20 protein-coding genes are annotated in these 18,249 nt (G+C 69.8%); 9 read left to right on the top strand and 11 right to left on the bottom strand.

The genetic code is table 11. The annotated features are described in order from the left end of the window. Nucleotides 1–488 precede the first annotated feature (488 nt). Nucleotides 489–1,478: an MBL fold metallo-hydrolase gene (locus tag AB0B61_RS56165; RefSeq protein WP_358450300.1), complete on the top strand. Its 990-nt coding sequence runs from the start codon at nt 489–491 to the stop codon at nt 1,476–1,478. A gap of 63 nt (nt 1,479–1,541) precedes the next feature. Here the strand turns inward: AB0B61_RS56165 and AB0B61_RS56160 are convergent, their stop codons facing one another. Then, on the bottom strand, nt 1,542–1,760 hold the full coding sequence (locus AB0B61_RS56160) for a hypothetical protein (protein WP_358450299.1): 219 nt from the start codon (nt 1,758–1,760) through the stop codon (nt 1,542–1,544). A 98-nt stretch (nt 1,761–1,858) separates the two neighbouring features. Then, a complete protein-coding gene (locus AB0B61_RS56155) occupies nt 1,859–3,007 on the bottom strand; it encodes a lipase family protein (protein WP_358450298.1) in 1,149 nt (382 codons plus the stop codon). Between the two features lie 211 nt (nt 3,008–3,218). Between AB0B61_RS56155 and AB0B61_RS56150 the strand changes: the two genes are divergently transcribed. Beyond that, nucleotides 3,219–3,797, top strand: a complete 579-nt coding sequence (locus tag AB0B61_RS56150; RefSeq protein ID WP_358450297.1) for a hypothetical protein — start codon at nt 3,219–3,221, stop codon at nt 3,795–3,797. Nucleotides 3,798–3,808: 11 nt separating this feature from the next. Here the strand turns inward: AB0B61_RS56150 and AB0B61_RS56145 are convergent, their stop codons facing one another. Beyond that, entirely contained in the window at nt 3,809–4,753 is a 945-nt protein-coding gene (locus AB0B61_RS56145; RefSeq protein WP_358450296.1) for a YafY family protein, read from the bottom strand. 113 nt (nt 4,754–4,866) lie between these two features. On the opposite strand from AB0B61_RS56145, the gene AB0B61_RS56140 reads away from it, so the two are divergent. The 3 genes from AB0B61_RS56140 to AB0B61_RS56130 all read left to right on the top strand — a co-directional run bounded on the left by AB0B61_RS56140 (nt 4,867) and on the right by AB0B61_RS56130 (nt 8,059). After that, nucleotides 4,867–5,700, top strand: a complete 834-nt coding sequence (locus AB0B61_RS56140) for an NAD(P)H-binding protein (RefSeq protein ID WP_358450294.1) — start codon at nt 4,867–4,869, stop codon at nt 5,698–5,700. Between the two features lie 38 nt (nt 5,701–5,738). Beyond that, nucleotides 5,739–6,896 (top strand): epoxide hydrolase family protein, encoded by a 1,158-nt coding sequence (locus AB0B61_RS56135; protein ID WP_358450292.1) that lies wholly within the window; start codon nt 5,739–5,741, stop codon nt 6,894–6,896. Between the two features lie 62 nt (nt 6,897–6,958). Further along, nucleotides 6,959–8,059: a winged helix DNA-binding domain-containing protein gene (locus AB0B61_RS56130; protein WP_358450290.1), complete on the top strand. Its 1,101-nt coding sequence runs from the start codon at nt 6,959–6,961 to the stop codon at nt 8,057–8,059. 1 nt (nt 8,060) lies between these two features. Here AB0B61_RS56130 and AB0B61_RS56125 read toward each other — a convergent pair whose 3' ends face one another. Next, nucleotides 8,061–9,014 (bottom strand): LysR family transcriptional regulator, encoded by a 954-nt coding sequence (locus tag AB0B61_RS56125; protein ID WP_358450288.1) that lies wholly within the window; start codon nt 9,012–9,014, stop codon nt 8,061–8,063. Between the two features lie 73 nt (nt 9,015–9,087). Here AB0B61_RS56125 and AB0B61_RS56120 point away from each other — a divergent pair, with 73 nt between their 5' ends. Together AB0B61_RS56120 and AB0B61_RS56115 are read left to right on the top strand one after the other, a co-directional pair. Further along, entirely contained in the window at nt 9,088–9,339 is a 252-nt protein-coding gene (locus AB0B61_RS56120) for a hypothetical protein (RefSeq protein ID WP_357640332.1), read from the top strand. Next, nucleotides 9,336–9,980, top strand: coding sequence for a cyclase family protein (locus AB0B61_RS56115; protein WP_358450287.1), 645 nt, complete (start codon nt 9,336–9,338; stop codon nt 9,978–9,980). Before AB0B61_RS56120 ends, AB0B61_RS56115 begins: the two co-directional genes overlap by 4 nt. Before the next feature lie 131 nt (nt 9,981–10,111). On the opposite strand, the gene AB0B61_RS56110 is transcribed toward AB0B61_RS56115, so the two are convergent. From AB0B61_RS56110 to AB0B61_RS56100, 3 genes are all read right to left on the bottom strand, one after another. Continuing rightward, nucleotides 10,112–10,462: a hypothetical protein gene (locus AB0B61_RS56110; protein ID WP_358450285.1), complete on the bottom strand. Its 351-nt coding sequence runs from the start codon at nt 10,460–10,462 to the stop codon at nt 10,112–10,114. A 362-nt stretch (nt 10,463–10,824) separates the two neighbouring features. Next, nucleotides 10,825–11,616, bottom strand: a complete 792-nt coding sequence (locus AB0B61_RS56105; protein ID WP_358450301.1) for an ATP-binding protein — start codon at nt 11,614–11,616, stop codon at nt 10,825–10,827. Between the two features lie 266 nt (nt 11,617–11,882). Continuing rightward, complete coding sequence (locus tag AB0B61_RS56100) at nt 11,883–12,536, bottom strand: response regulator transcription factor (protein WP_358450283.1); 654 nt, start codon at nt 12,534–12,536, stop codon at nt 11,883–11,885. 88 nt (nt 12,537–12,624) lie between these two features. Here AB0B61_RS56100 and AB0B61_RS56095 point away from each other — a divergent pair, with 88 nt between their 5' ends. Further along, nucleotides 12,625–13,953, top strand: coding sequence for a S41 family peptidase (locus tag AB0B61_RS56095; RefSeq protein WP_358450281.1), 1,329 nt, complete (start codon nt 12,625–12,627; stop codon nt 13,951–13,953). A 30-nt stretch (nt 13,954–13,983) separates the two neighbouring features. On the opposite strand, the gene AB0B61_RS56090 is transcribed toward AB0B61_RS56095, so the two are convergent. Next, nucleotides 13,984–14,160, bottom strand: a complete 177-nt coding sequence (locus tag AB0B61_RS56090) for a hypothetical protein (protein ID WP_358450280.1) — start codon at nt 14,158–14,160, stop codon at nt 13,984–13,986. A gap of 32 nt (nt 14,161–14,192) precedes the next feature. Between AB0B61_RS56090 and map the strand changes: the two genes are divergently transcribed. Beyond that, on the top strand, nt 14,193–15,041 hold the full coding sequence (map, locus tag AB0B61_RS56085; protein ID WP_358450278.1) for a type I methionyl aminopeptidase: 849 nt from the start codon (nt 14,193–14,195) through the stop codon (nt 15,039–15,041). On the opposite strand, the gene AB0B61_RS56080 is transcribed toward map, so the two are convergent. The 3 genes from AB0B61_RS56080 to AB0B61_RS56070 all read right to left on the bottom strand — a co-directional run bounded on the left by AB0B61_RS56080 (nt 15,028) and on the right by AB0B61_RS56070 (nt 18,234). After that, nucleotides 15,028–15,417, bottom strand: a complete 390-nt coding sequence (locus tag AB0B61_RS56080) for a hypothetical protein (protein ID WP_358450277.1) — start codon at nt 15,415–15,417, stop codon at nt 15,028–15,030. The two genes, map and AB0B61_RS56080, sit on opposite strands and share 14 nt — an antisense overlap. 208 nt (nt 15,418–15,625) lie before the next feature. Next, nucleotides 15,626–17,602 carry a cytochrome c oxidase assembly protein gene (locus AB0B61_RS56075; protein ID WP_358450275.1) on the bottom strand — a complete coding sequence of 659 codons (1,977 nt, stop codon included), beginning with the start codon at nt 17,600–17,602 and terminating at the stop codon, nt 15,626–15,628. Beyond that, nucleotides 17,599–18,234, bottom strand: a complete 636-nt coding sequence (locus AB0B61_RS56070; protein ID WP_358450273.1) for a copper resistance CopC family protein — start codon at nt 18,232–18,234, stop codon at nt 17,599–17,601. The genes AB0B61_RS56075 and AB0B61_RS56070 overlap by 4 nt, the downstream gene beginning before the upstream one ends. Nucleotides 18,235–18,249 lie beyond the last annotated feature (15 nt).

Genomic DNA, 18,249 nt, shown 5'->3' with positions numbered 1-18,249 from the left:
AGCTACGCTGCAGCCCATCCAAGGCTGGCCACCTCTGCAAGGCCATCGCCGTCCTTCAGAACCACCGCGTCACACAGGCCGTCTGAGGATGAAAAGGGTCCGTGTACCACTCAGGAGCCGGCTTATCCATCCCTTCTTATGGCTATGGGGGTTTCTTCGGGCATACGCCTCCGGAAGGGCGGATTGGACCCCCTGACGTGCGTCTTCTTGACTTCGGGCCGCGTCGGCATCGATCGCCTTCGTCGACAACCCGCTTGACGGGCGGCAATGACGTCTAATTCGCTACCTCTTCGCGGGACGCTGTGCCAAGGTTCTGCAGAAGATCAAGCGAGCCGGGGAGATCACCGTGCCCGGCCATGGTCGTTGTCCTGTGGCGTCGGGCGGGCAAAGGTCGCGAACCGTCCGCCAGGCCCTTTGGCAGGTTCGGTCCCGTACGAGTACCCCACCGCCCAACGCCGCTTGAACGAGACGAATGGGATGAGCGAGAAATGACCGAGCTGGACCTGGCCCCGGCCGACCACCCCGCGCGCCTTGAGCAGGGGCACCCGTTCCGGCAGTGGAAGACCTGGCGGATGCCCGGCAGCGAGCTGACCCTCACCGGCTACTCCCGCGCGAACGACAAGACGTTCTTCCACATCCCCGAGCTGCGGTGCAGCCTCGACGCGGGGCTGTGCGAGGGGCGGCAGGTGGACACGGTCTTCCTGACCCACACCCACCATGACCACGCCAAGGACCTTGACTTCCTGGCCGCCAATCCCGCCGGCACGGACATCTACCTGCCCGCCGAGGCGGTGCCGTACGTGGAGTCCTACATACGCGCGTCCGCGGAGCTCAATCACGGAGCGGGGTTCGATCCTGCCCTGGCGACAGGCCACCGCTTGCACGGGGTGCGGCGCGACGACGAGTTCAGCTTCGGGCGCCGGGGACATCACGTGCGGGTGGTGGAGTGCGAGCACAAGGTGCCCTGTGTGGGGTACGCCTTCTCGGAGCGGAGCAAAGCGCTACGGCCGGAGTTCGAACAGTTGCGTCAGGACCTGATAGAGCAGGGCAGGGGCGGCGAGTTCGGGCGGATCATGGCGCGGAACCGCAAAGAGGGGATAGAAGTCGACCTCGAAGTCCGGCGGCCGCTGTTCGCCTTTCTTGGTGACACTCATGTGAAGGTGTTCGCCCGTAACCCGTGGCTGTTTGAATACCCGGTCATCATTACCGAGTGCACGTTTCTGGATGACACCGAGTTGGAGCGCGCGGATCAGATCGGGCACACGGTCTGGAGCCAGCTGCGGCCCGTGGTCGAGGCCCATCCGCGGACGCTGTTCGTGCTGACCCACTTCAGTCTGCGCCACTCCGATCAGCAGGTGCTCGCGTTCTTCCGGCAGCAGTGGGAGCAGGCGTCGCGGCCGGGCGACAACGTCCTCCTGTGGGTCCACCCGGACAGCCACCTGCCCGAGCAGCACCAGCACCAGCACCGCACTCCCTGACCATCGGCCGAGGGTCCGCCCCCCGGGGGGAAAGGGAGACGGACCCGTTCGTATCAGTGCGTATCAGTAGGGGAAGACCGGATAGCCGTGGTAACCGCCGCCGACGCACGTACGCCCGGTCGGGCTCAGCCAGTCAGGGACGACCACGCCGCCCGCGAACACGCACTGGGTGACGGTGATGTACTCGCGGGCGGCGGCCTGAGCCGTCGCGGCAGGGGCGAGGGTCAGCGCACCCGCGGCGGCCGCGGAGACGAGGGTGAGAGTGAGGGCCAGACGACGCATAGGACTCCCATCACGGAGGGTTATTTAGCCACTACCTATGGTTACCTTTACGGTCGCCCGCCAAACTGTTACCGCCCCGCCAACCTGCGACAAGGCCGCTAACAGTTGCCGAAGGCCGGGAGGCCAAGGATGCGGAGCGCGAGCCATTCGATGGCCAGCGGCCCGCCCTCGATGGCTCCAGTCACGTGATTCGGAGCCGGGAGGGACGTCCAGCGGAGGTTGACCCCCGCCCGGCAGTACGCCGAGCGCAGCGTGGCCGAGATCGCCTGGGGGATGATCTCGTCGCCCTGGGCGTGGTAGATGAACATCGGGACACGCGGCGCGGTCGCCCCGAGGCGATTCTCGGCGAGCCGGGCCAGCCACTTGGGCTGGTTCATCAGGTCCACGGGGCTCAGGTCGGAGAAGCGCAGGCCGGCGAGCTTGCTGCCCAGGTCGCCCACGCAGTCGTCGGCCGCGTCCGCGAGCAGGGCGCGCCCCCGGTCGTTGAGGTCGGCGGTGAGATCGAGTTCCGGGTAGGCGGCGTCGAAGCCGACCCCGGCCGCGGCGGCCAGGCCGAAGTTGGCCCCGCCGTCGAGGTGGTCCGCCACCGCGTGCAGGTCGGCCGGGACTCCGCCCGCGGCCACGCCCTTGAGCCGCAGCTCCGACGCGTACGACGGCTGAAGCTGAGCCGCCCAGGCGGCCGACGCGCCGCCCTGCGAGTAACCCATGACCGCGACCGGCCCGCCCGTGGACAGGCCCGAGCCCGACACCCGCGTGGCGGCCCTGATCGAGTCCAGTACGGCGTGACCCTGCGAGATCCCCGCCATGTAGGTGTGCACCCCGGGCGTCCCGAGGCCCTCATAGTCGGTGATGGCCACCGCGAACCCCTTGAGCAGGAACAGGCTGACCAGCGCGAGCTCCGCCTCGCCGCCCCGGCTCATGCTGGCCGAGGGCGCGCACTGGTCACCGAGTCCGTGGGTGCCGACGGCGTACCCGATGATCGGGCGCTTGCCCAGCGGGTAGCTCGCCTTGGGCACGAGCAGGGTGCCGGACACCGCGTTCAGCGAGCCGGTGGCGGAGGTCGAGCGGTAGAGCAGGTGCCAGGCGTTCACCGGGACTTCGAGCAGTTTGCCCGGCAGCAGGTAGACGGTGGTGGGCTGGGCGGTGACCACGTCCCCCGCCGCGGCCGCGCGGGCCGGCGGCGCCGCGACGAAGGACGCGATCAGTAAGAGGATCATGGTCATGCTGACGCGGACACGTAACCTCATGTGCCACCCCTCTCCGTGGGGTTCGCTCAGGGGAAGGCGGCGCCGCGAGCCGATCGTTACCCGGCAGTAACCTCGTGTCAAGGCCCGAAACGACGGCGAATCCGAGCCGGTGTCAGACTGCCTCCCGCGCCACATAACACTGGCCACGACCGCATCACCGGGCCGCCCCGAAACGGTGAAGTCCACCGCGCCGGTCGGGCACCATGGACGGATGGATGCTGGTTCGGTGACCTTTCTGCGCGAACTACTCGCCGAGACCGGCTGGGTGGAGCGCACCCGCGAGCTTGGCCTGGCGCTGCGGACCACCCGCTCGCCCGGCGGCCTGATGCTGGTGGGCACGCCCGACGACGAGCCGTGGCATCTCACCGCGCACCTCGCCGACGAGGCCCGGCTCTCCGAGCTGCCGCAGCTCGCCCCCACCCTGGTCCGCTGGAAGCCGCCCGCCGACGCCCCGGCCCACCTGCGCGTCGGGCTCGACCGGATCCAGCAGGCGGGGCGCGGCGAGACGCTGTTCGTGGTGGCCGAGCAGGACGCGCCCGTGCCGCTGCTCGAACGGGTCAACGACGCCCGCCGTACGGGGGCGACGATCCTGGCGCTGGAAGGCGGCGACACGGCGCTGGAGGGGCTGGCGCACGACGCGATCGCCGTGCCACGGCTGGGGCCGGTCACCTTCGACGGCGCCCAGCACCTGGTCAGCATGGCCGCCGGCGAGCTGCCGGCGCGCCCGGGGCTGCGCGAGCGCCTGGCCCGCCTGCTGGAGAAGGTCAACGGCCCCCAGGTCGCCGACTGACGCACATGACCTCACTCATCGCGACCGGCGTTGGTGAGCCTGCTGGCGAGTGCCCGGACATGGTCCTTGAGCTCGGGCGGGTCAAGGACCTGGAAGTCGATGCCCTTGAGCGCGACGTACAGGGCGATCTTGTCGAGGGAGTCGCCGCCGGCGTAGAAGAGGCAGCTGTCCGCGTCGCGGTGTTCGAGACGGCCCGCGGTAGGTGAGGTGTGCTCGGCGACGACGTCGAGCGGCGCGCGGAACAGGATCGTCGCCTGATACCGGTACGGGGAACTCGTGAGGGCGTTGGAGACATAGGTACGCACCCCCTCGGCGGGTTCGGGCCGGGGCGTGAAACGCGGCCCGGGCTGCGGAGCGGAGTCCATGCGGTCGACGCGGAAGGTACGCCAGTCGTCGCGGTCGAGGTCGAAGGCGAGCAGGTACCATCGCCGGCCGGTATGGACGAGGCGGTACGGCTCGACGCGGCGGGTGCGCTGCTGGTACCCGAAGCGGATGCCCTCGTGGGCGCGGCAGGCGGCGGCCAAGGCGGTGAGCAGATCGGGATCGACCATCGGGCCGGGGCCGGTCAGCGGCAGGATGGCCGACTGCATCGCGCCCACGCGGTGGCGCAGCCGGGAGGGCAGAACCTGTTCGAGCTTGGCGAGCGCGCGTAGCGAGGTCTCCTCGATCCCGGTGACCGTGCCCGTGGCGGCGGCACGCAGGCCGACCGCGATGGCGACGGCTTCGTCGTCTTCGAGCAGCAGCGGCGGCAGGGCGGCGCCGACCCCCAGCCGATAGCCGCCGGTGACGCCGGTGGCGGACTCCACCGGGTAGCCGAGGTCGCGGAGCCGGTCGACGTCGCGGCGGACGGTGCGGGTGGTGACAGCGAGGCGTTCGGCCAGCTCGCCGCCGGGCCAGTCGGGGCGGGACTGGAGCAGGGACAGCAGCCGCAGCAGCCGCGCCGAGGTTTCCAACATCCGCGCGAAACTCCCTTCGATCCGAAGACTTGAGGACCGGACCTGTCCTCAATGGTTTCTAGTGTTCCTCGTACCGGGGTCGCCCGGGAACCCTCGAAATCAAGGAGAGCTTCATGATCCTCGTCACCGGCGCCACCGGAAACGTCGGCCGCCACGTGCTCGACCTGCTGGTCGCCGGCGGTCACGCCGTGCGTGCCCTGAGCCGGTCCCCGCAGCAGACGGTCTGGCCGGCCGAGGTCGACGTCGCCGCCGGCGACCTGGCCGACCCGGCGTCGCTGGACGCGGCCCTGACCGGCGTGGAGTCGGTCTTCCTGTTCGCCGTACCGGGCAGCGGGCCCGCGTTCGTCGCCGCCGCCCAGCGGGCCGGCGTGCGCCGGGTCGTGCTGCTGTCCTCCGGCGGGGTCGACGACGACGCGGAGGTCCAGGACGGGCCGATCGCCACCTACCACGCCGAGATCGAGCAGGCCCTGCGCGGCTCCGGCCTGGTGTGGACCTTCCTGCGCCCGGACGTGTTCGCCGCCAACAGCCTCATGTGGGCCGGGCAGACCAGGTCCGGCGACGTGGTCCGCGGCGCCTACGCCGACGCGGCATCCGCCCCGGTACACGAAGCCGACATCGCCGCGGTCGCGGTGGCCGCCCTCACCGAGGACGGGCACGCCGGTCAGGTCTACCTGCTGACCGGGCCGCAGTCGCTCAGCCACGCCGACCAGGCCGCCATCCTCGGCCAGGCGCTCGGCCGGCCCATCAGCTACGCCGAACTACCCGCCGAGACCGTGCGCGAGGCGATGAGCGCCCACGTCCCGGGCCCCATCCTGGACAGCATCTTCGCCACCTGGGCCGCCTCCGTCGGCCGCACCGCACCCACGACCACCGACATCGAGAAGGTCACCGGTCGTCCCGCGCGCAGCTTCCACGACTGGGTCCTCGACCATGCTGCCGCGTTCTAGCCACGAGACATCATTCAAGGAGACCTTGCGTGTCAGACATGAGCGAAACGATCATCCCGTTCCGGATCGATGTCCCCCAGAGCGATCTCGATGACCTGCACCGCCGGCTGTCGGCCGTGCGGTGGCCGAGCGAACTGCCCGAGGTCGGCTGGAGTCGCGGCGTTCCCCTGGCCTACCTCAAGGAGCTGGCCGAGTACTGGCGCACCTCGTACGACTGGCGCAAGTACGAGGCCGCGTTGAACGACATCCCGCAGTTCACCACCGAGATCGACGGGCAACGGGTGCACTTCATGCACGTACGTTCCCCGCACCCGGACGCCCTGCCGCTGATCCTCACCCACGGCTGGCCCGGATCGATCGTCGAATTCCTCAAGGTCATCGGCCCGCTGACCGATCCGGCCGCGCACGGCGGGGACCCGGCCGACGCCTTCCACCTGGTCATCCCGTCGCTGCCCGGCTTCGGATTCTCCGGCCCCACCCGAGAGACCGGGTGGAACAGCGGCCGGATCGCGCGGGCGTGGGCGCGGCTGATGAGCCGGCTCGGCTACGACCGGTACGGCGCGCAGGGCGGCGACCTCGGCGCCCTGATCACCCCGGAACTCGGCCGCGCCGCCACCGGGCAGGTCGTCGGCGTACACGTCAACGCGGCCTCCTTCGGATTCATCCCGTTCGGGGATGTCTCGGACGAGGAGCGTGCCACGCTGACCGACGCCGAGCGGGCCCGGCTGGGACGGGCGAAGGAGTTCATGGACGACCAGAGCGGCTACTTCAAGATCTCGGCCACCCGGCCGCAAACAGTGGCGTACGCCCTCACCGACTCCCCGGTCGGCCAGCTCGCCTGGCTCGTCGAGAAGTTCAAAGAGTGGAGCTTCCCCGCCGCCGACCTGCCCGAGGCCGCCATCGACCGGGACCTGCTGCTGACCGACGTGATGCTCTACTGGCTCACCGGCACCGCCGGATCCGTCGCCAGCCTGTACTACGAGAACATGCACGCCAACACCTGGCACACCGAGCCGGCCACCACACCCACCGGTGTCGCCGTGTTCGCCCACGACCTGCCCATCCGCCGCTACGCCGAATACGGCAACAACATCACCCACTGGTCGGAATTCGACCGAGGCGGCCACTTCGCCGCCCTGGAAGCACCGGACCTGCTCACCGCCGACATCCGGACGTTCTTCCGCCCGCTGCGGTAGCCCCCTGCCGGGCCGCGACGCCGCGGCCCGGCAACCCCGCTCTTGAGCCCTTGAGGACCCTCGTGCCACGACTCACCACCCGCGCGCTCAACCGCGCCACCCTCGACCGGCAACTGCTGCTGCGCCGCGCGGACCTGACCGTGCCGCAGGCGCTGGAGCGGCTGGCCGGCCTGCAAGCCCAGACACCGCACACCTGGTACGTCGGGCTGTGGACCCGGCTGGCCGGCTACACCCCCGAACTCACCGCCCGGCTGCTCACCGACGGCGCCATCGTACGGATGGCGTTGATGCGCTCGACCATCCACCTGGTGACCGCCGCCGACTGCCTCTGGCTACGGCCGCTGGTGGAGCCGGTCATCGAGCGCAGCACGCTGGGTGCCTTCGGCCGCCACCTCACCGGCCTGGACCAGGCCGAACTCGTCTCCACCGCCCGCGAGCTGCTGGCGCCGGAACCGCTGACCTTCAGCGCCCTGGGCCGGAAGCTGGCCCAGCGGTGGCCGGAACGCGACCCGGCCGCGCTGGCCCAGGCAGCCCGCGCCTGGGTGCCGCTGGTGCAGGTCCCGCCGCGCGGGCTGTGGGGCCGCAGCGGCCAGGCCGCCCACACCACGGTCGAGACCTGGCTCGGCCGGACCGTGGACCCGGCCGCGTCGGTGGACGCCCTGGTCCTGCGCTATCTGGCGGCCTTCGGCCCGGCGACCGTTCTCGATGCCCAGCGATGGTGCGGGCTGACCCGACTGTCCGAGGTCGTCGACCGCCTCCGGCCCCACCTGGTCACCTTCCGGGACGAGCAGGGCCGTGAACTGTTCGACCTTCCCGAGGCCGCACGCCCAGATCCGGACACCCCGGCCCCGGTACGTTTTCTCTACGACTTCGACAACCTGCTGCTCTCCCACGCCGACCGCGGCCGCGTGGTCACCATCGACTACGCCGTCCAGGGCTTCGGCAAGACGAACGAACAGCCCCGGTCCGTACTGGTCGACGGCTACGTCGCCGCCACCTGGAAACTCACCACCGACCGCGACACCGCGACCCTGACCGTGCGCCCATTCCGGAACCTGACCGCGGCCGAACACGAACAACTCGACGCCGAGGGCGCCCGGCTGCTCGCCTTCCTCACGCCCAGCACCACAGCCCACGATGTCGTGGTCCGGTCACCACGGTGACCTACGAGTCGAGTGGCTCGGGGGTGTGGAGGTGGCCGACGAGGGTGGCGTCCAGCGTGGCGGTGGCGTCCTCGATCGCGCTGATCACGACCGCCTGCACCGGGTCCGGCTCCCCCGATCTCGTACGGCTGACCCGCGTGACGGCGTCCAGCCGCCGCGCCCCCACATCCCGTATCTCGCTGACCCGCACCTCCCCCTCCGGCACGTCCAGCAGGGCGAGCGACGGCACGATCGCCACCCCGTACCCGGCCGCCACCAGCGCCAGCGTGGGGTCGAACTCGGTGATGACGTGCACCTTGCGCGGCTCGAACCCGTGCAGCCCGGCCAGCCGGTCGAGCGCCTGCCCGCACGCCTGGTCGGGCTCGCTGGCCACCCACGGCAGCTCCGCCAGGTCGGCGACCGTGCGCGGGTCGGGCCCGTCGGGCGGCACGACGATGCGGTACTCGTCCACGTACAGGGGGCGGACGGCCAGCGACGGCTGCGCCGGCACCGGCAGGCTCATGTCCTGCTCGGTGATCAGCACGTCCACGGCTCCCAGCCGCAGCTCCTGGAGGGCGGGCTGGCCGTACACCTCGTGGATGACCGGAACGATCTTGGGGTGGCGGACGGCGAGGTCGCGCATGGCGGGCACCAGCATGTGCTTGATCACCGTCGGGAAGGCGGCGATCCGCACCGGCCCGGCCAGCCGTTCGGTGAAGCGGGTGAGCTCGCGCCTGGCCTCGGCCAGCTCGTCCTCGACGCGCTCGGCGTATCCGGCGAGCACCCGGCCGGCCGGAGTGAGCGAGACGCGGCGCTGGGAGCGGTCGATGAGGGCGAGGCCCACCTCGCGTTCGAGCTGGGCGAGTTGCTGGGACACCGCCGACGGCGTCAGGAACAGGGCCTCGGCCGCGCGCATGACGCCGCCGCGACGGGCGACCTCGTGCAGGACACGCAGCCGGCGGGGGTCGATGTCCATGCAGATCAGCTTACGTCAACCTTTAGCAATCTTTATTTGCGCTTCAACGCAATGAATCCGGACAATGGCCCGCATGAGCTTCCTCGTTGACGTCCTAGGCTGGCTGGGCGCCGCGTTATTGCTGTTCGGGTACGCCATGGTCTCCTCGTCACGGATGTCCGGTGACGGCGCCCACTACCAGTTGATCAACCTGGCCGGCTCGATCGGCCTGATGGTCAACAGCGCCGCCAACGCCGCCTGGCCCTCGGCGGGCCTGAACCTCATCTGGGCCCTCATCGGCGTCACGGCCATCTACAAGCTCACCAGGATCGGATTCGCTCAATGATCGTCGAACTCAGCCACCGCATCACCGACGGCATGGTGACGTACCCGGGCATCCCGGGGCCGGTGATCGGCACGCACCTCAGCAGGGAGGCCTCGCGCGAGGTCTACGAGCCGGGCACCGAGTTCCACATGGGCATGATCACGCTGGCCGCCAACACCGGCACCTACCTGGACACCCCTCACCACCGCTACGCCGACGGCCAGGACCTGTCGCAGGTGCCGCTGAGCAAGCTGGCCGATCTGCCAGGGCTGGTGGTACGGGCCGAGGGCGCCAGGCGGGTCGTCCTTGACGAGGACCTGGACGTGCGCGGCCGGGCCGTACTGATCCAGACGGGGTGGGACCGGCATTTCGGCACCGAGGAGTATCAGCGCGAGCACCCGTATCTGGCGCCGGAGTCGGCGGCCTGGCTGGCGGAGCAGGGTGCGGCGCTGGTCGGCATCGACTCGCTGAACATCGACGACACCCCGCCGCGCGGCCCGCGCCCGGCCCACTCGGTGCTGCTCCAGGCGGGCATCCCGCTGGTCGAGCACCTGACCGGGCTCGCGGCGCTGCCGGACGAGGGCTTCCGCTTCCACGCCGCGCCGCCCATGGTGGCGGGCATGGGGACGTTCCCCGTCAGGGCCTATGCGGTAATCCCTTAACAGTCGACCATTCAAAACGCATTCAGAGAAAAGCAGACTACGGCGGGCCACCGCCCGGTCAGCGGCCCGCCGTAGCTTCAGAACCTACTGCGCACTATCGTCGCCGGGCCCCATCCGAGCCCGGATCCGGATTACGAGCAGACCGATGCGATACAGACGTTGATCTTCTTGATGATAACCGTCGGGTTGAACGACGCGTACGTGTTGAAGACCGAGTTCTTGATGGCCGTGACGTTCACGGCGGTGTTGTTGAGGTTGTTCTGGAGGATGCCGATCTCGTTGCCGTTGAGCGTCCGGTTACCCGTGACGATGAGCGTCACCGGGACGCCGGCGACGGTGTTGTTGCAGGTGACGACGTTGGCGAGGCCGTTGGAGCAGGAATAACCGCCGGTGGCCTGGGCCATGGAAGCGCCACCCACGAGCGCGGAGCCGAAGAGACCGAGCATAAGTGCGACCGAGGCCACTCGCTTGTTCGCCTTCATGGAATTATCCATCCCCTCTTTTGCGTGGCGCTCTTTCCGCGATTACGGAAGAGCGTTCTCCTTGCCGCTGTGCGGCTGATGCGAAAACTACTCAATTTCTATCTCAAAGCAGTCCCTCCCTTTCGCCGCCTCGAACTTTCTACCCCACGACGTCGGCCGATGACTAGCCCCGATTTTTACTCGGCGCTTTATGGTTGATCACCGTCAACGTTTTAATTCGGGACCTTACACTCCTCATACAAGCGTTTTGAGGATGCTTGTCCGATAAAGAGTTGATTTATTTGGGGGCGTTTGTCCGCCCCAAGCGAATTGGAGTCACAGGGAATCGGTCTTGCCCGTGACAGCGGCACAACCCGAGCCGCTCAGAAGACGACCACGACCTCCAGGCCGCCCCCGGGGTTGGGGCATGCCTGTACGCCCGCCTTGTGTGCTTTCGCGATCGACGCGACGATCGACAACCCGAGTCCGGCACCCTGCTCATGGGTCGTGTGGAGCCGCCGGAAGGGCTCGAAGAGGTCGTCCACACGCTCGCCCGGCACGTCCGGGCCGGTGTTCCGGACGGTCAGAGCTCTGTCGAAGAGCGTCACCTCGACGCTGCCGCCGGGATGGTTGTAGCGAACGGCGTTGTCGACGAGGTTGGTGACGAGCCGGTTCAGCAGGATCGGATCCCCATCGACGGTGAGCGGTTCGATCCGGGTGGTCACGGTGAGGCCGTCCGCGGTCCCTTCGGCCAGGACGACTCTCACCACCTCGTCCAGGGCCACCGGGAGCCGCTTCTCCAGGCCGTGTTCCGCCTGGGCCAAGACCAGCAGGGCGCCGATGAGGCTCTCGGTACGGCGGTTGTGGAACAGGAGCTTGTCGCGGATCTCGCCGACGTCCTCGGGCAGGCCGATCTCGATCGCCGCTCGCTGGACGGCCAGCGGGGTCCGCAGCTCGTGGGAGGCGTTCGCGATGAAGCGCCGCTGCGCTTCGACGGAGTGCTCGAGGCGGTCGAGCATCGCGTCGAAGGTGTCGGCCAGTTCCTTCAGCTCGTCCTTCGGCCCGATGAGCGCGATGCGTTCGTGCAGGGTCGACATGGACAGCCGCTGCGCGGTCGCGGTGATCCGGTGGACGGGCCGCAGGATCCGCCCGGCGACCAGCCAGCCGACGACCACTGACACCACCGTCAGGAGCCCGACCGTCAGCTCGGTCACCCCCCACTGGTACTGGATCACGTCGTCCACCAGATCGGGCAGCACCGGCGGCGGATCGGCCGGCACTTTCCGCGGCGGTGCCAGTGGCGCCACCGGCACCCCCTCGATCCGCGAGATCCCCCTGTGCAGCGCCTGGCTCAGCAGGAGGTTGACCGTGATCAGCAGCACGGTCGAGGTCAGCAGGAACAATCCGGAGTAGATCAGCGTGAGCCGTACCCGGACCGTCGTCACAACACGTATCCCGCGCCGGGAACCGTCTGGATGCAGGCCGGTTCGCCCAGCTTCGCGCGTAAGCGGCTGATCACCACCCGCACCACCGTCGTGAACGGGTCCACGTTCTCGTCCCACGCCTCTTCGAGCAGCCGTTCAGAGCTCACCACCGCGCCGCCCGCCCTCATCAGCACCTCAAGGACGGCGAACTCCTTGAGCGACAGGTGCAGATGCCGCCCGTCCCGCGAGGCCTGCAGCCGGTGGGCGTCGAGCACGATCCCGTGCCGCGTCAGCACCGGCGGCACCTGCGCCTGGCTGCGCCGCCCCAGCGCCCGCACCCGGGCGACCAGCTCGGCGTAGTCGAACGGCTTGGGCAGGTAGTCGTCGGCCCCCATCCCGAGACCGGCCACCCGCTCCGGCACCGCCGCGGCCGCCGTCATCATCAGGATCCGCGTACGGCTGCCGCGCGCCACCAGCTCACGGCACACCAGGTCACCGTGTATCCCGGGCAGGTCCCGGTCCAGCACGAGGACGTCGTAGTCGCTCACCGCCAGCCGTTCCGCCGCGGCGGCCCCGTCGTACACCACGTCGACGGCCATGGCGTGGCGGCGCAACCCCACCGCCACGAGATCGGCCAGATCGCGTTCGTCTTCGGCCACCAGCACCCGCATGTCGACGTTCGTACCCGAATCGGGGTAACAGCGGCGTTAACGGATCCGTTTACGGCCGTGCAATCCGCTTCCGGCCACGCTGGCGGCCATGATCAGACTCCTCTGCACCGCCGTGCTGACGGCGGCCTGCGCCCTGGCCGTACCCGCGTCCTCGCCGGCCGCCGCCTCAGACGACCGCTGCGCCGCCGCCACGTCGCCACCGCCGCAATCGGCGCCGCCCACCTCGGTGAACACCCTCCGGCAGGCGTACTTCTGTGTGCTGGACCATTACTACAGCGGCCCGGCCATGGATCCGAAGGCCCTGCTGAAGAGCGCTTTCGCCGCCTACACCCAGGACCTGATGCGGCGCGACGCCGACCGGGCCGACCTTCGGCTGCCCGAACTGACCGGCAACCGCGACACCGACTGGGCCGCCTTCGCGCAAGTCCTCGGGGCCGGTGACGTGTCCGCGCTGCGCGCCGCGATCACCGAGATGATCGCCGGACTGCACGACAACCACGCCCGCGCGGTCCGGCCGACTCCCCCGCCGGAAGGCGGGCCGACCGGAACGGGCATCGCGGGCGTGTCAGCCGCCCAGGGCCCGCAGCTCGACCCGGCGGCCAAGCCGCCGTTGTTCATCACCCGCGTCCTGCCCGGCAGCCCCGCCGCCAAGGCCGACATCAGGCCCGGTGACATCATCGTCAAGGTCAACGGCATGCCGGCGTTCATCGGGAACACCGCGAACCAGAGCATCGTCAACGCCTTCGCCGCCGGCACGGTCACGCTCACGCTCAAGCGCCCTACGACGGGACGGACCCGCACCATCGATCTCAAGGAGGGCCCCATCACGGTGCAGCCTCCGGGGGTGACATCGAAGACGCTTCCCGGCGGCGTCGCGTACATCCAGCTGCCCGGGTTCTTCGAAGGCGCCGCCGACCAGGTCATCGCCAAGCTCCAGGGCAGACCGGCGGCTGTGGTCCTCGACCTGCGCGGCAACGGCGGCGGGTCGCCCCGTGAGGTGACGCGGCTGCTCGGCGCCTTCGCCCACGGCAAGGTCACCAGCTACTTCTGCCCGCTCCAGGGAGACTGCGTGCCCAACCGGACCGACGACAGCGTGCCGCTGCTCGGCCTGCGCCTCGTCGTCCTCACCGACCGGGCCTGCGCCTCGGCCTGCGAGGACTTCAGCGCGGCCGTCAAGGACAACGGACTGGGCACCCTCATCGGGACCCGCACCGCGGGAGCCATCTCCGGCCCCGCCGAAGGCTACCTCCTCGACGACGGCAGCCTCCTGCTGCTGCCCAAGGTCCGGCACCTCGGGCCCGCCCGCGAGATCATCGACACGATCGGTGTACCGGTCGACCACTACGCCCCGATGACCGCCCTTGACCTGGCCACCGGCCGCGACCCGGGCGTGGCGAAGGCGCTCGCGTCGCTGTAGATCCGCGAGCCCGGACGTAGGGTCTGCGGCCTAGTCCTCGTCCTCGTCGGCCTCGTCCCACGCCTTGTTGCGGTCGGCGGCGCGCTGCAGGGCGCCGGCCGCCTCTTGCTCGCTCTCGTAGGGGCCCATCCGGTCCTTGTTGGGGCAGCCCTGTTCGGGCTCGACGCGCATGTGCTTGAGGCAGAACCACCACTGGCCATCGCTCACGGGATCAATCCTGCCCCGTAGACTTGCCTTTCATGACGACATTGCTCCAGCCAGGGCGAGTTTCGCCCATCCGAAAGGTCCCCGCGCACATCCAGCGGCCGGAGTACGTCGGCAAGAAGCGTCCCAAGACCGGCGAATCCGATGTCAAGACCCCGGAGACGATCGAGCGGATGCGGGTGGCCGGCCGGATCGCGGCCCAGGCGATGGACGAGGTCGCCAAGCACATCCAGCCCGGTGTCACGACCGACGAGCTGGACCGGATCGGCCACGAGTTCCTTGTCGACCACGACGCCTACCCGAGCACGCTCGGCTACAAGGGCTACCCCAAGTCGCTGTGCACCTCGATCAACGAGGTGATCTGCCACGGCATCCCCGACGACACCGTGCTGCGCGACGGCGACATCGTCAACGTCGACATCACCGCGTTCATCGGCGGCGTCCACGGCGACACCGACGCCACCTATCTGGTGGGCGAGGTCGATGAGGAGTCACGGCTGCTGGTGGAGCGCACCCGCGAGGCGATGATGCGGGCGATCAAGGCGGTCGCGCCGGGCCGGCAGCTCAACGTGGTGGGCCGGGTCATCGAGGCGTACGCCAAGCGGTTCGGCTATGGCGTGGTGCGCGACTTCACCGGGCACGGCATCGGCACCACCTTCCACTCGGGCCTGATGGTGCCGCACTACGAGGACCCGTCGCTGCGGGTCGAACTGGTGCCGGGGATGACGTTCACGATCGAGCCGATGCTGACGCTGGGCACGATCGACTACGACATCTGGCCCGACAAGTGGACCGCCGTGACCAAGGACCGCAAGCGCACGGCTCAGTTCGAGCACACGATCGTGGTGACCGACACGGGCAGCGAGATCCTCACCCTCGCCTAGGCACCACGCCGCTGACGGTGGTCCCCTCCCCCTGCGTGCCGGTGACCGACAAGCTGCCGCCTAGTTCGGTGAACGTGGCCCGCATCCGTGCGATGCCGCGGCCCGCTCTGAGCGTGCTGAAGCCCTGACCATGGTCGCGGATCGTCATCCGGAGGCCGTCCCGGCCCGAGGTCACCGCGACGGAGACGAGGCTCGCGCCGCTGTGCGCCTCGACGTTGCCGAGGGCCTCGCGCATGGCGGCCAGCACGCCCGCCGCTATGCGCGACGGCACGTCGGTCGAGGGCAGCGCCCACGTCTCGACGGCGATGCCCGTGCGCTCCGACCACTCCGCCAAGTAGGTCTCCAGCGCCTCCGCCAGGCTTTGCCCCCCGCGCATGCGCGTCTCTTTCGACAACTCTGATCGCCTCTCTGAGCACATGGGGCACGCACCGGCCCCCATACCGATGTCCCCATGCGCGTGCGCGCACTTCCCCCCTCGGGCCTTACGCACACAGCTCATGAGGTTATGCCCGTCTCCCCTGCGAGCAAGGCTACCCGGCGGTTCGGTTACGCGCTGGGGAGGATAGAAGGCCGTGGCCGTACGGCTACTCGGCCCTGTCACCTCTGTTGAGTTTGGCGAGGTAGGCGTTGTAGGAGGCGAGTTCGGGGTCGCCCGCGCCGCCGCGATCGGCCTTGCGGTCCGCCCGCCGGGCCTGCCGCTCGTCGTCCTGGTACCACTGCATGGCGATCGCCAGCAGCACCATCAGGGTCGGGATCTCGCCGAACCCCCACGCGATCGCGCCGCCGTTCTGCTGCTCCTCCAGCAGCGGGCCGCCCCACGTACGGCCGAGCTGGTCGTACCAGCCGGAGGCCAGCACGGTGCCGGTCATCATCAGCGCGACGCCGAAGAACGCGTGGAAGGGCATCGTGACGAACAGGACCAGCAACTTGCCCACGTACGGCAGGCGGTGCGGCGCCGGGTCGACCCCGATGATCGTCCAGAAGAACAGCGAGCCACTGAGCAGGAAGTGCAGGGTCATGAAGATGTGCCCGAGATGTTCCTCCATGGCCGACTCGAACAGCGGCGTGAAGTACAGCGCGTACGTCGAGGCGATGAAGATGGCCGTCGCGATGCCCGGATGGCCGACGACCTTGACGAACCCGCTGTGCAGGATCGTCGTCAGCCACTCGCGCGGCCCCCGGTCGCCGCGCTTGGCGGCCGGCCTGAGCGCGCGCAGCGCCAGCGTGACGGGACCGCCGAGGACCAGGAGGATGGGCACGACCATGGAGAGCGTCATGTGCTCGACCATGTGCACGTCGAACATGACCTTGGCGTAGCGGGCCACACCGCTCTGGGTGGCCACGACCAGCAGCGCCACCCCGCTGAACCAGGCGGCGGTGCGGCCCCACGACCAGCTGTCGCCGCGCCGCATCAGCCTGATGACCCCGGCGGCGTACAGGCCGCCCAGGACGGCGGCGACCACCGCGAAGAACAGGTCGAGCCACCACAGCGAGGCCAGGTTGCCGATCGTGATCGGCGGCGGCATCGGGAACCCGAGCAGGTCGAAGGCCCGGTCGGCGGGCAAGCTGACCGGCGGCGGCGCGGTGCGGGAGAGCACCACGGCCAGGCCCATGGTGGCGGCCATGAGCAACAGCTCACCGCAGGCCAGCCGGGTGAACGCGCCATGGCGGCCGGCGCCGATCCCGGCCAGGGTGCGCTGCCGGTGCCACCAGCCCACGTAGCCGAGCAGGACGAACGCGATGATCTTCGCCACGATCAGCACGCCGTACGCCGACGTCCAGAGGTCGGAGACCGAGGTCAGCCGGGCCAGCACGCTGAACACCCCGGACGCGCCGACCCCGATGTAGCACCACAGGGCGAGCCTGGAGAACCTGGCTGCGGCGATCTCCAGCTGCGGCAGCTTCCGTACGGCGTGCAGGGCCACCACGGCCAGGCCGCCCACCCACAGCGACAGCGTGAGCAGGTGCAGCGCCAGCCCCGAGGTGGCCAGGTCGTGGTTGGGCGAGGAGGAGGAGTGACCGGTGAGCGCGGGCGGCAGCAGCGTGGCCAGCGCGAGCACCAGCAGACCGGCCGCGGCCCCGGCGGTGATGGCACCCCGCGAGAACAGCGCGATGGCCACCCCGAACAGCACCACGAGCGTGAGCGCGATGCCCTGGCCGAACTGGGTGGCGAAGCCGGTCAGGTAGTTGGACTCGAAGATCTCGGTGACCGGGCGGGCGAAGAAGTCGGCCGCCCCGAACATGATCGCGGCGAACGCGGCGGCGGCCCAGGACAGCGCGCACCAGGAGGCGGCCTTGACGTAGCCGAGCGCGGTCTTGCCCAGCAGGCCCTTGTCGTTGGGCAGCAGGAGGGCGGCGGCCAGCAGCAGGCCGATGGTGACCACACCCGCCGCGTCCATCCACAGCTTGGAGACCGGCAGGCCCCAGCGGGTGATCGGCCCGGCGTCGGGCAGACCGGCGATGATCCGGGGGAACGCCGCGCCGCCGGCGACCATGGCGATCACCAGGGCGACGAGCGCCGCCCCCACCGCCGCGAGCGCGAGACGCGCGGCCCTGGTCACGGCTTTTTCTCGTCTGTACGCGACTGCGCGCTCGAGCCGGTCGGTGACTTCTTCCGCGCGCTGAGCAGGAAGCCGATGCCGACACCGACGAGCGCGCCGACCACGACGATCAGCCACACGGGGAACGGCGTCGAGGCGGCCCCCGCCTGCTCGGCCGGCGCCTGCTCGGCCGGCGCGGACGAAACCGGAGTCTGGGCCTGGGCTGCCGGAGCCTCTGTGACGGGCGCCTGCGACTGCGCGCTCGGTGCGGACGACGGCGAGGGCGAGGGCGCCCCCTTGACCGTGAACGGGATCTCGCCCTCGATCGGGTGACCGTCGGAGGAGACGACCCGGTAGGCGATCGTGTATTTCCCGTCGGGCAGCGCGCCCTTGAGCTCCTGCGTCACCACCTTGCCGGCGGCACGGGGATCGCCGCTCTGGTGAGCGGCGCCGCCGTCGCCGCGGACGACCACGACCGGGAGGCGCACGCCCGAGGTGAATTCGAGCTTGACTTCGTCGACGGACTCGACGGTGGCGCCCTTGGCCGGGTCGCTGCTCTTGAGAGCGTCGTGGGCCAGGGCCGGTCCGGCGGTGCCCAGCAGGACCAGGGCGGCGAGGAACGCGGTGAGAGCCGCGAACGGGGATCTCTTCATGACATCCCCAAGGCT

Origin of the sequence: Nonomuraea sp. NPDC049158, assembly GCF_040648335.1 — a bacterium.
Lineage (GTDB): Bacteria > Actinomycetota > Actinomycetes > Streptosporangiales > Streptosporangiaceae > Nonomuraea.
This window is presented reverse-complemented; position numbering and strand designations above follow the sequence as displayed.

What these genes read in the sequence shown, in the direction of transcription:
- AB0B61_RS56165 (WP_358450300.1), top strand. Translation starts at nt 489, where the DNA reads ATGACCGAGCTGGACCTGGCCCCGGCCGACCACCCCGCGCGCCTTGAG.
- AB0B61_RS56160 (WP_358450299.1), bottom strand. Translation starts at nt 1,760, where the DNA reads ATGCGTCGTCTGGCCCTCACTCTCACCCTCGTCTCCGCGGCCGCCGCG.
- AB0B61_RS56155 (WP_358450298.1), bottom strand. Translation starts at nt 3,007, where the DNA reads ATGAGGTTACGTGTCCGCGTCAGCATGACCATGATCCTCTTACTGATC.
- AB0B61_RS56150 (WP_358450297.1), top strand. Translation starts at nt 3,219, where the DNA reads ATGGATGCTGGTTCGGTGACCTTTCTGCGCGAACTACTCGCCGAGACC.
- AB0B61_RS56145 (WP_358450296.1), bottom strand. Translation starts at nt 4,753, where the DNA reads ATGTTGGAAACCTCGGCGCGGCTGCTGCGGCTGCTGTCCCTGCTCCAG.
- AB0B61_RS56140 (WP_358450294.1), top strand. Translation starts at nt 4,867, where the DNA reads ATGATCCTCGTCACCGGCGCCACCGGAAACGTCGGCCGCCACGTGCTC.
- AB0B61_RS56135 (WP_358450292.1), top strand. Translation starts at nt 5,739, where the DNA reads ATGAGCGAAACGATCATCCCGTTCCGGATCGATGTCCCCCAGAGCGAT.
- AB0B61_RS56125 (WP_358450288.1), bottom strand. Translation starts at nt 9,014, where the DNA reads ATGGACATCGACCCCCGCCGGCTGCGTGTCCTGCACGAGGTCGCCCGT.
- AB0B61_RS56120 (WP_357640332.1), top strand. Translation starts at nt 9,088, where the DNA reads ATGAGCTTCCTCGTTGACGTCCTAGGCTGGCTGGGCGCCGCGTTATTG.
- AB0B61_RS56115 (WP_358450287.1), top strand. Translation starts at nt 9,336, where the DNA reads ATGATCGTCGAACTCAGCCACCGCATCACCGACGGCATGGTGACGTAC.
- AB0B61_RS56110 (WP_358450285.1), bottom strand. Translation starts at nt 10,462, where the DNA reads ATGAAGGCGAACAAGCGAGTGGCCTCGGTCGCACTTATGCTCGGTCTC.
- AB0B61_RS56100 (WP_358450283.1), bottom strand. Translation starts at nt 12,536, where the DNA reads ATGCGGGTGCTGGTGGCCGAAGACGAACGCGATCTGGCCGATCTCGTG.
- AB0B61_RS56095 (WP_358450281.1), top strand. Translation starts at nt 12,625, where the DNA reads ATGATCAGACTCCTCTGCACCGCCGTGCTGACGGCGGCCTGCGCCCTG.
- map (WP_358450278.1), top strand. Translation starts at nt 14,193, where the DNA reads ATGACGACATTGCTCCAGCCAGGGCGAGTTTCGCCCATCCGAAAGGTC.
- AB0B61_RS56080 (WP_358450277.1), bottom strand. Translation starts at nt 15,417, where the DNA reads ATGCGCGGGGGGCAAAGCCTGGCGGAGGCGCTGGAGACCTACTTGGCG.
- AB0B61_RS56070 (WP_358450273.1), bottom strand. Translation starts at nt 18,234, where the DNA reads ATGAAGAGATCCCCGTTCGCGGCTCTCACCGCGTTCCTCGCCGCCCTG.